Source organism: Tepidisphaeraceae bacterium, from assembly GCA_035998445.1.
Taxonomy (GTDB): domain Bacteria; phylum Planctomycetota; class Phycisphaerae; order Tepidisphaerales; family Tepidisphaeraceae; genus DASYHQ01.
Map to the genome: position 1 here is coordinate 146,532 of DASYHQ010000010.1, position 10,859 is coordinate 157,390.

At 67.3% G+C, this 10,859-nt stretch carries 7 protein-coding genes; 3 read left to right on the plus strand and 4 right to left on the minus strand.

All coding sequences use genetic code 11. From position 1 onward, the window contains the following. Positions 1 to 6: 6 nt before the first annotated feature. Both VGN72_03310 and VGN72_03315 read left to right on the plus strand, forming a co-directional pair. Positions 7 to 1,005 (plus strand): hypothetical protein, encoded by a 999-nt coding sequence (locus VGN72_03310; GenBank protein ID HEV7298367.1) that lies wholly within the window; start codon positions 7 to 9, stop codon positions 1,003 to 1,005. 88 nt (positions 1,006 to 1,093) lie between these two features. Beyond that, entirely contained in the window at positions 1,094 to 1,906 is an 813-nt protein-coding gene (locus VGN72_03315; GenBank protein ID HEV7298368.1) for an MBL fold metallo-hydrolase, read from the plus strand. A 201-nt stretch (positions 1,907 to 2,107) separates the two neighbouring features. On the opposite strand, the gene VGN72_03320 is transcribed toward VGN72_03315, so the two are convergent. From VGN72_03320 to VGN72_03335, 4 genes are all read right to left on the minus strand, one after another. After that, complete coding sequence (locus VGN72_03320) at positions 2,108 to 3,136, minus strand: hypothetical protein (GenBank protein HEV7298369.1); 1,029 nt, start codon at positions 3,134 to 3,136, stop codon at positions 2,108 to 2,110. A gap of 516 nt (positions 3,137 to 3,652) precedes the next feature. Next, the gene (locus VGN72_03325) at positions 3,653 to 3,823 is read right to left on the minus strand and encodes a hypothetical protein (GenBank protein HEV7298370.1); all 171 of its coding nucleotides are present in this window, start codon (positions 3,821 to 3,823) and stop codon (positions 3,653 to 3,655) included. Next, positions 3,792 to 9,956, minus strand: a complete 6,165-nt coding sequence (locus VGN72_03330) for an SdrD B-like domain-containing protein (GenBank protein ID HEV7298371.1) — start codon at positions 9,954 to 9,956, stop codon at positions 3,792 to 3,794. The genes VGN72_03325 and VGN72_03330 overlap by 32 nt, the downstream gene beginning before the upstream one ends. A 330-nt stretch (positions 9,957 to 10,286) precedes the next feature. Beyond that, on the minus strand, positions 10,287 to 10,442 hold the full coding sequence (locus tag VGN72_03335; GenBank protein HEV7298372.1) for a hypothetical protein: 156 nt from the start codon (positions 10,440 to 10,442) through the stop codon (positions 10,287 to 10,289). A gap of 27 nt (positions 10,443 to 10,469) precedes the next feature. On the opposite strand from VGN72_03335, the gene VGN72_03340 reads away from it, so the two are divergent. After that, a partial coding sequence (locus VGN72_03340) for a hypothetical protein (GenBank protein ID HEV7298373.1) occupies positions 10,470 to 10,859 on the plus strand: 390 nt, incomplete at its 3' end.

Here is a 10,859-nt window from a genome sequence, read left to right on the forward strand (position 1 = left end):
TAGTTCATGCAGATCAATCGAATACGTCACGCATGCCTGATGGCGTTGCTGAGCGCGGGCGCGGTACTCGCCAGCGGCAGCGTTACCCTTGCCGAAGCGCAGGCGCCGGCGACCGATGCGGCCCAGGCCGAGCAGGCGGCCAATCGGCCCGCGCAACTGACGTGGGCCCCGCCAACGCTGGAGAACCCGACTACGATCGATGTGGCCCAGGTGATCAAGGACCGGGCCGACGCGCCGCGGCCGGCCCACCTGAAGTTGGACAAGTCCAAGGACTACATCATCAAGATGCCATCGGAGCCATTGACCACCACCGGTGGCCTGAGCATCGGTGGCGGGCGCAACGTCGTGCTGATCGGTGGTGAGATTCGCTTCGACGAGCCCCCGGTCGTCGTGCCCGGCGAGAAGGAAGCCGCCCTACGCCGCCGCGCGGTTTACGTCAACGGCGCCACCGGTACCGTGCACGTCGAGGGCTTGCTGATCACCGGCGAGTATGCCGCCGAGGGCTTCAACATCGACATGCGCGATCCCAACGCCGTCCTGCAGATCCAGAACGTGCGAGTCGAGAAGCTGCTGGGCACGCGCGAGGGCCACCATGCCGACGTCGTGCAGACGTGGGCCGGACCGGCCGAACTGCGGATCGACCGGTTGACCGGCATCAGCCAATACCAGGGCTTCTTCCTCGGGCCCGATCAGCACTTTAAGGACGCGAACGTGAAGGTGTTCGACTTCCGCCGGATGAACGTGCGCGCCGGCGGGTACGTCTACTGGCAGCTTCGCCCGTTCCCGATGAAGCTCGAAGACGTTTGGGCGGAATCCGAGAATCCCGACCGTCAATGGCCGGAGTTGGTGCTGTGGCCCAAGAACAGCCCGGTCTGGGAACCCGTGAAGCGCGGCGCACCGACCGGCGGGGACTTCGTACCCGAGGGCGTTGCTGGGATCAATTACGTTTCGCCCGGTTATGCGCCGTCGGTTTCCGAGCCGACGGCCAACGTCCCCACACCGTGATTGTCGCCCGTTCAGGTAAGGTGATAGGCTTGGGCTTGGGCTTGGGCTTGGGCTTTGGCTTGGGGGGATGAACCGAGGTGACTCGCTCATGCGTATTCAGTTGCTGGGCACCGCCGCGGCCGAGGGATGGCCCGCCGCTTATTGTGACTGTCACGCCTGCACCGAAGCGCGCCGCCGTGGCGGCCCGAACATTCGTACGCGCAGCGGCGCGCTGATCGGCGACGACCTGAAGATCGACCACAACGGCGATACGGTCACGCACGCGCAACGGCAGTCGCTGGCGAACGTGCGGTCGATCCTCTTCACCCACGAGCATGCCGATCACCTGGCTCCGCAGGAACTGCATTGGTTGCAGAAGTGGTACACGTCCACGCGCGTGCAGGAGCCGGTGGCCATATACGGCAACGTGCACGTCCTGGCTGCCATCCGACGCGAGCACAGCCATCCGATGAAGGCGATGCTCGACCTGAGGTTAATGCGGCCGCTCGAACCATTCGCGACCCACGCGGGCGACCGGGTGCTTCCGTTGCCTGCGGAGCACAGCGCACCGGGCGCGCTGATGCTGAAGGTCACTCGTGGCGGCAAGCACCTGCTGTACGGACACGACTCCGGCCTCTTCCCCGAGGCCACGCTCGACGCGCTCAACGGCGAGCCACTGGACGTGGCACTGCTGGAATGCACGAGCGGCAGCCAGCGGTCGGACAACCGCCATCACCTGAACGTGCCCGGCGTGTTGCAGACAGTTGAAGCCCTTCGCCGTCGTGGCGCGGTGACGGACGCGACGTTCGTCGTGGTCACGCACTTTTCGCACAACGGGGGTGTGCTGCACGAAGAATTGATTCGCACCTTCCTCCCGCACGGCATTGCCGTTGCCTTCGATGGCATGGTGATCGACGTGTGATCGTCCATTCGTTGACCGAACCAGAAACATTGACGGCATCGAACTTGGCTATTTAGCATAGTATGGCCTGCGATCGGCGTTGTTAGCGCAGGTCCGAGTCCTACCTAGCATCTCTTCATTTCCGCACCCCGTTCCACACGGCCCCCCGATCCCGACCCGGTTGTTACTCCGATCCGCCGTGCGCCGGTGGCTAACACGCAGTCACGCGACCTCCGCGCCGAACGCGTCGGCGATCGATTCCTTCAGCGCATAGTAGGCGGGCTTGGGTTGGCCGGCGACGTCGATCATCCCCCAGGCGCATTCGGCGGGGCAGAGCCGCTGCCCGCATTGCCAGCACGTTTCCGTGTCGCCGTACCGAAAGAAGAAATTGCCGATGCAATGCGGGTGATCGGTGAAAATGCCAATGCATTCACGCACGTAGTCGGCCTGCTCCTCCGGCGTGTGGCGCTGTCGCCAGACCTTGCCCCAGCGTTTGCCGCGGCAGACGTCCTGGTTGTACGGCTTCGCGCGTCCCGGGTCATCGGTGATGGGCCCTTCGTGCAGCGAGGAATAGCCCCACTCGGCGACGATGACGGGCCGCCCGGTCATGGCGTGGGCTTCGTCGATGTACGCCGGCCAACTGTCTGGCCCGCCCCGCTGCCACGAGCCGAAGTACCCGTCGATACCGACGTAGTCGAACGGGCAGGCCGAGACGTGGTAGACCTCCTTGGCCAGCGCGCGTGCCTTATCGTTGGGCCCGCCAAGGTTTATGCCGCATTGGGCATCGGGATTGCCGCGTTTGACGCCGCGGGCGGTGGTGAGGAGGAACCGGGCAATCGCATCATCGTCGAGCGGGCCGCGGAACAGGTCGATGTCCGGCTCGTTGGAGACCTGCCAATAGTCGACCACGCCGCGCGACTGGCGGGCCATCTCGGCGCAGGACTCCTCGAGGACCTGATAGTACCTGTCTTCGCGGTGCGACCCGGCCCACTCTGGAAGGCTGGGGATCCAACGCGTCTGCTTAGTCTGGGGATCGAATCGGCTGGACCCTGGCGTCGGCGTCGAACACATCAGGCGCAGGCCCGCGTCGCGATGTTGGCCGAGCCGTTCCAAGCCTTGGGTGAAACCGCTGCGAAGCGCGCCGCCCACCTCCTCGTCGAAGGGGAGGCCAAGGTGCACGCGCATCCATTGGAAACCGGCCGCCTTGAGTATCGAATAATCCGGCGTTCCCGCCGGCGTAATGCCGATCATGTGGCCGTTTCGCATGCGCGATTGTAGCCGGGTGGCACGCCGGGAGCGTGAACGGGGCGTAAGTGCTCGTGCCGGCGGGCGGGTGGGCTTGCTGGCTGGCGTGGCGAGTGTGGCGGGCGCGGTGATCATCTCAGCGGACCAGCGGTCAGGTCGCGCCAGCGACGCCCCCGCGTCTGTTGTTTAACGAACTTACGGTCGGAGGCAGTGCCACCTCCACGCGTTGCGCCGTGACCTCACGCCGCGCTCACCGACCGCCAAGCATGCACGTTCCTCGCCGGCATCGAGCGCCACCGCCACCGCCAGCGGCTGCCGGCGGACGACCGTACCCTGATCGCGATGCGCGAGCGCCTGCAAGGCACGCGCGCGCTGTGCTTGAATCTGGCGGGGTCGCTGCGCAAGAGGCGACACTGCCGGTACATGAAGCGGCCGACGGTCTGGCCGCGGCTCTGACTAGGTCGTCGGCGTCCCGGCTTGCGCCGACGCGGCTGGTTCTTGGTCGGCGCCTCTGTACAATCGCTACGCCCCCACCGCCGCCGGCACGAGGAACCACCACCAACTGACGATCGTCGCGCCGCACGGCGTGCGCAGCTCCTCGTCGCCGCTGATCCGCGTGACGCCCCACCGCGTCTCGACCCTCGTCGCGCCCTGCCCGGCCTCACCCGACCGTGACGGCGTCGAGATTGACACCGTTGTCTGTCGTGCTCGTTAGGCGGATCACGTTGCTGCCAGCGACCAGGTCCAGCGAGAGCGTCAGCTCGTTCCACGTCGTCCACGAGCCAGTGCCGTCCATCGTTACGCTGGGCTGCTTCACCACGCCGTTGACCGACACACTCAGCGGGCGGTTGTAGGTCGACCCGTTGGCGTACTGCAGCTTCACCGTCACCGGCCCAGCGGCCGTGCGGCTTACCGTGAACTGCACGTACGAGCCCGCCCCGCCGTAGTCGGCGAAGCCGCCGCCCGTATAGCCGCCGTGGTTCGCCTGCCGCGTCACCCCAACGAGCGTCGTCGACTCGGCCTGGATCGTCACGGGCGGCTGGGACGTCGGCGGCTGCGGCGTGATGGTGCCGCCGGTCGCGACCGTCAGCGCGTCGACGTTGGCCCCCGTGGCGGCCCCGGCGACGAGGCGGATCAGGCTGGCGCCGGCACCGAGCGCGACGTTCGCCAAGGACGAGGTGCCCCACATGGTCCACGCGCCGGTCGGGATGCAGGGGACCGTGCCGACCGCAACGTTGTTGACGAGGACGGTCAGCGGCCGGTTGGCCGTGCCGCCGTTGGCGTACCGCAGCGATAGGGTCACCGTGCCGGCCGCGGCCCGGTTGATGGTCCACTGGGCCGCCGAGCCACTGCCGGCGTAGTCGGCGTAGCCCGTTCCCGTGAAGCCCGCGTGCTGGCTTGACCTCGCCGTCCCGCCGCTCAGCAGTGCGTCCTCCGCCTGCAGCGTGACGCTCGCCAGGTCGGCCGGCGGCGGCGGCGGTGGCGGTGGCGGTGGCGGTGGCACGACGGTGCTGCCGGAAATTACTAAGGAATCGACGTTGCCGCCGCCGGCGACCGAGCTGGCGACGGGCTTGATCGTGTTGGTGCCGGCCGCCAGCGTCGCCGGCAGCGAGACGGTCGACCAAGTGGTCCACGACCCGGTCGGGGCGCAGGCGACCGTGCCAACCACCGCGCCGTTGACGTAGATCGTCAGCGGGCGGTCGGCCGTGCCGCCGTTGGCGTACCTCAGCGACAGCGTCGCCGGCCCGGCCGCCGCGCGGTTGACGGTCCACTGGGCCGCCGAGCCGCTGCCGGCGTAGTCGGCGTAGCCCGTTCCCGTGAAGCCAGTGTGCTGGGTGGACCTGGCGGTCCCGCCGGACAGGACCGCGTCCTCCGCCTGCAGCGTCACCGCTGGGTTCACGACGACCGACGTATCGAACGCGCCAAACTTCACGTCCGTCGTCGCGCGACCTGATGCGGGCACGACATTGATCGGTGCGCCAGCCGAGGGCGACGATTGCTGCCAACCGCTCGGCAACGCCTGACGTATTGCCGCGGCCGCCACCGGCACGCCGGAGAGCACATACCGGCCATGCACATCGGTGACCGCCTGCGGTTCGCCAACATCGATTACCGCATCGTTATCGATGTCGATCCAGACGGTGCGACCGGCGATCCCGGACTCCCCGGCTTCCTGCGCACCGTTGCGGTCAAGGTCATTGAAGATCGAGCCGAGAATTGCGTACGGCGCGGTGCCAAAATCCACGTCGTTGACCGCCGCGCCCGCGCTGAACTGAACGGTGTGATAGTCGAACTGCCCCGGCGAGGTCTGCACCCAGCCCGGCTGCACGATCTGGCGGAGGCGCCGTTCGCCAGCGTCGACGCGCGGGTAGGCGTACCAGCCTTCGCGATCGGTTCGGACGTACTGACTACTGTCGAGCCGCACGACTTGGAACGGGACGCCCGGCTCGTCCGGCTCGCGAGTACCGTTGTAGTTCAGATCCCTGAAGACCGTGCCCGCGATGTAGTTGCTGGTCGGGCGGTAGAAGCCGAACTCGCCGATGTTGTCGTACACCCGGGCGACGCCGGCCGAGCGGAACGTGATCTGGTCGCCGAACTCGCCGTACGGGGCCGTTCGTACCCATCGCGACGGCGTGTGGACGCGGAAGACGTAGGGCAGCGCGTACGGGTTGAGGTCCGCGAACGTCCAGACGCCGTTCGCGTTGGTCGTCACCTGTCGTTCGACGGCATCGAGCAACCCGTTGTTGTTGGTGTCGATGAAGACGACGACGCCAGCCATGCCCAGTTCGCCGTCCTCGCGTGCGCCGCTCTGATTGGCATCGTTGTAGATCCGGCCGCCGACCGTCAGCGGCGTCGCGACGAAGCCGAAGTCGAACGGGCCGGCCACCTGGCCGACGGCGACCGTGACGTCGTAGCCGTTGCCCGTCGTCGGCTTGGTCAGGCGGTGGGCGGCCGGGGCGTCCCAGCTGACACGGTACTGCCCCGCCGGGATGCCGGCGAACGTGTACGTGCCGTTGTGGTTGGTCGTGACCTGCAGCACCGGCGTCTGAGGGTCTCCGTCGTCGAGCTGAACCGTGCGCCCCGACCCGCTGGAATCGCCTGCATCGTAGACGCCGTTGCCGTTGACGTCCTCGTAGACCCTGCCGGTGATCGAGCCCCCGATCAGCCACAGGCCAAAGTCAACGTTGGCGGTGGCCACGAGCGGCGCGACGGTGACTGTGCTCGTCCCCTGCGCCAGCGGGTACGTCTGCGCCCAGCCGGTGGGCACCTGAAGGCGAAGTGTGTACGCGCCGGGCGACAGGTTCGCGAACGTGTAGGTGCCGTCGGCCGCACCGGACGCCACGAGATCGTTGACGCCGCTAAAGACGCCGTCACCGTCAACGTCCAGTTGCACGCGTCCATTCGCGTAAGGCAGTTCGCCTTGGTCGCGTTCACCGTTCCCGTTCAGATCGTTGAAGAGGAGGCCGGTCAGGCTGCCCGGCGCGAATCGCGCGCCGAAATTTCTGTCGTCGGCAAGGGTGCCGGCCGTAACGGTGACGGGATGCGCGCCGCCGTTGCCGTTCGGGGTGGTCTGGGCCCAGCCCCCTTCCCAGCCGGCGCGGGGCAGGTCGAGTCGGACCTGGTAAGTGCCGACGGCGAGGCTGCCGAACACGTAATGGCCTCGGGAATTGGTCCGCGCTGTCAGCTCGAACGTATCGCGACGGCCATTGCCATTGCTATCGACGTAGACGAGCCTGCCGGCCAACGCGGGCTCGCTGGCGGCGCGAAGGCCGTCGCCGTTGGCGTCGTCGAACGCCCGGCCGCTGATGGCGCCCGGCAGCGGCGCACCGGCCGGCGCCGTGACGCCGAAATTGACGTTGTCAGTGGCTCCCAGCGCCGGGGCCACCACCTGCCGGCCCGCCGATTGCGGGAGGGTGGCCGACCAGCCCGAGGGCAACGTGATGGTGACGGACGCGAACGAGGACGGCGTGAGGCGAAGGACGTACTGCCCGTCCGCGTCGGTCAGGGTGACGGGGGCCGCGTTCAAGTTGGGATTGAGAGGGCCGCGAACCAGCACGTTGGCCAATCCGGCCTCACCGCTGTCGCGCACACCGTCGCCGTCCAGATCGGCGAAGATCGAACCGCGGACAATCGCCGCTTCAGCAATCGAAACATGGCCGAAATTCCGGTTCGCAACCGGCGCACCAGGCGTCAGTACGATGGAATGCTGAGCCACCGTCTGCGGGGGGTTGGGGCCCGGCACCAGTGGATACGTGTGCAGGTGCCCGGGGGCACCGCTCAGGGAGACGACCGTGTAGTTACCCGAGGCGACCCCGACGAACTCGTACCAGCCGTTGGCGTCGGTGTAGGTGCCGACGTCGTTCACCGGGGACGGGTCCGCCGCGTTACGCAGGACGATGAACGTCCGCGTCGTCAGGGCCGATTCGTCGGCGTCGAAGATGCCATCCAAATCGTAGTCGACGAACGCCCTGCCCGAGATGCTGGCGGGGCCGGAACGGTTGGCCGTGATGCCCAAATCGGTCGACACCGCGGTATTGCCGCTGACGACCACGAGCAGGTTGCCGGAGTTGGTCGGGACGGCACCGGCGGTGCCCGCCACGCGGACGCGGTAGGTTCCCGGCGCAACGTTGGAGAAGGTGAACGACGAGAGCGCGCGCAGGCTGACCTCGCCAGCGTCGAGCTGCCCGTTGTCGTTGGCATCAAGGTAGACCGTGGAGACGAGTTTGTCCGAGTTCTCCTCGCCCGCGTCGCGGACACCGTCGGCGTCGGCATCGAGGAAAATCTTGCCGGAGACCTTGCCCGGAACGGGCAGCGATGTCGACGCGAAGTAGGTGAGGTTGGTTTCGGTGGCGCTCTTCGATGGCAAGACCAGGCGGCGCCACGCCTGGACTTCGCTGGATCGCCACCCCGCCGGCTGCACCGTACGGACGTCGTACGTACCGTTAGGCACCGACGGAAGGTAGAACGCGCCGTTGCCGTCCGTAACCACGGACACCTCGCCGCTGTCGACGTTGCCGTCGCCGTCCACGTCAAAAAATATAGTTCGGCCCGCAAGCGATGGTTCGTCGCCGTCGCGCACCCCATCGCCGTCGCGGTCGTCAAAGACGCCACCGCTCACGCGGTGGGTATATTCCAGGCCGAAGTCCAGACCGGAGACGTCGTTGCCACCAGTAGCGGCGATCGTAACGTCGTAGAACGTCGTTCCCGGCGCGGATATGCGCGCGTTGCCCGGCTTGATCGCGACTCGGTGCTGGCCGCTGGCCAGCCCGTAGAACGTGTAGCGTCCCTGCGCATCAGTGAGCGTTTGGGATTCGTCCCAGTCGGCCGAGCCGTTGCGGTTGACGTCGAGGAAGACGGTTTGATCGGCGCTCGGCGTTTCGCCTGCTTCGCGGACACCGTTGGCGTTTGCATCGGTGTAAACGGTGCCGGTGAAGTTCGGCGCGTGCAGGCCAGGCAACTGGAGCACGTAGGGCTCGCGGTCCGGGCTCGTCTGGCTTGGCGCTCCGACGAAAACGACGCGCGACCCGAGCACCGCGGGCTGGCTGGGGCCGGCGATCCACGCCGGGCTGGCGGCAAGGTGGAAGTTGCCGTCCGGCACGACCGCGCGGGCCTGCGTCGGGTCCGCCGCGTCGACGTAGAATAGCTGTTGCCACAATCGGTCCCCGCGCACGACGGGCGCGACCACGGAGGGCACTGGCGCCAATCGATTCGTCCCACCCGCCGTCCCATCGGTGCGCCAAAGGCCACTGGGTCCCTGGAAGTAGACGGCGCCTGCGAACGGCACGAACGCCGACGTGTGCTGTCCGTACCGGCTGGCACCGACGATGTGGTCACCGACGCGCGTCGTCCCTAACGCGGTCCCATTGGACCGGTAGAGGTAGACGTCGCTGCTCTCGATAGCGCGGGCGGTGAAGAGGACGTCGCCCGCGATCGTGCCGAGCGAGGCGGTGTACAGTTGCAGAATTCCGGTGTCGACGACCCCGGTGCCGCCGACGGTGCCGTTGCTGCGCCACAAGCGGTCGCCCTGGCTGGTGTTGATCAGCATGTACGCCAAGTCACCGGCGGCCACAAACGCTCGCGGTTGGGCCTGGGAGATGCCGACGTTGAACTTGCCGAGCACCTGCGTGCCGGCCGCGGTCCCGTCGGTCTTCAACAGGCGGCGGCCCTCGGTGGTCGTGGCGTCGACGAAGTAGACCACATTGCCGACGGCGCCCAGGATCGCGGTGACGCGCGCGTGCGGCGCCGCCAGCGACGCGGTGATCGCCGACGTCCCCGCCGCCGTGCCGTTCGACTTGTACAACTGCGGCGCGCCGCCGACCGTGGCGGCGCCGACGAAGTACAGCGTCTCGCCCACCGCCAGCGCCCACTCGCCGCTGTTCTCGGAGGAATAGGTGGGCAGGTAAACGTCGACGACGCGCCCGGTGCCGGCGTCGGTGCCATCGGTCGCCCAGAGCTTGCCCTGCCCCAAGATTAGGGATTCGCTGGCGGCGAAGTACGCCTTGCCACCCAACATGACCGGCGTCGAGTGCGTCTCCGCCACGAAGGTGCTGAACGGCTGGCCCGCCGTCGGGCCAGCGCCGGCGAGCAGCGGCTTCGTTCCCGTCGGCGTCCCGTCGGTCCGGTGTAGCTGGTACGTCGACCCGGACGACGTCAGTTCCGGTACCGCGTGGAAGATCGACAGGTCATTCGCAAGCTCGAAGAACGCCCCTGGCGTAGAGCCGTTGTCCCCAGGCCGCAGGTCCGCCAGTGGCGCGGCCGCCAGTAGAAGACGGTTCTCCAGCCGTTCGATGAAGGCCGTACGGTGCCAATGGTTGCGCGAGCCCAAGAGGCCCTCCTTTTGACGATGTGTCCCTGTGACCACTCGCGAACATAATATCGCGACGGCTGAGGTTGTCACGGCTGCTGAAAAAAGCACCTCTCCGGACGGCGGTGCGTGTGTGCGGAACTACTTCATAGCGAAAGACGAGTGGGTAATGCCGCATCCCCATGCGGCAAGGCTGTCATGCCGGAACCCACCGAGTAGCTAATCCTGCCGGCCTAACTCCAGGCAGAACTACACGTTTTTGGCTAGCGCGTGTACGACCGCAGCACCCTCGCCCACCTTTCCTAAGCGGCAGATTCGGACGTATTCAGCACCGGCCGGCACATAGTTCCCTCAGCCCTGTTGCCGGTCGCTGCACCTCACCTCGGCCGGCATGCGGTCGACCGGGATGTAGACCATCTCCAGCCGGTCGCGCGGCATTGCCGCCGCCGGACGCCCGGCCTGGACCGGTCGGATGCGGATCGCGTCGGCCGTCACCCGGTCCACCATGCCGAACCACCCGCCGCCACTACGCCGATGATGCTGTTGCTTGCCGTAGCGCTCAGCATGCAGTCTGCGGGCGGTGCCGAAAGAGCGAACGTAGCAGCGGGCGATGCCGCTCGCTTGGCCGGTGCGGCGCTTGCGCCGAAGACGGCCGTCCTCGAGATGGGCGGCGCGTTCGACTACGAGTGCGACGATGCTTGCCTCGCGACGGGCGCGCCGGTGCCTGCGGGGAAGTACGCGGTCGTGTCGCCGGTGGGCAAGCCGACCGTGCAGATGATCAAACAGGCGCCGCGCCTGGAGACGCTGGACGGCAAGACGATCGCGGTCGTGGGCGGCAGCTTTATGGCCAGCATCACGCACGTCGAGATCAAGCGGCTGATCCTCGCCAATCACCCGACCGCCAAGGTGATCCTGCTGAACGAA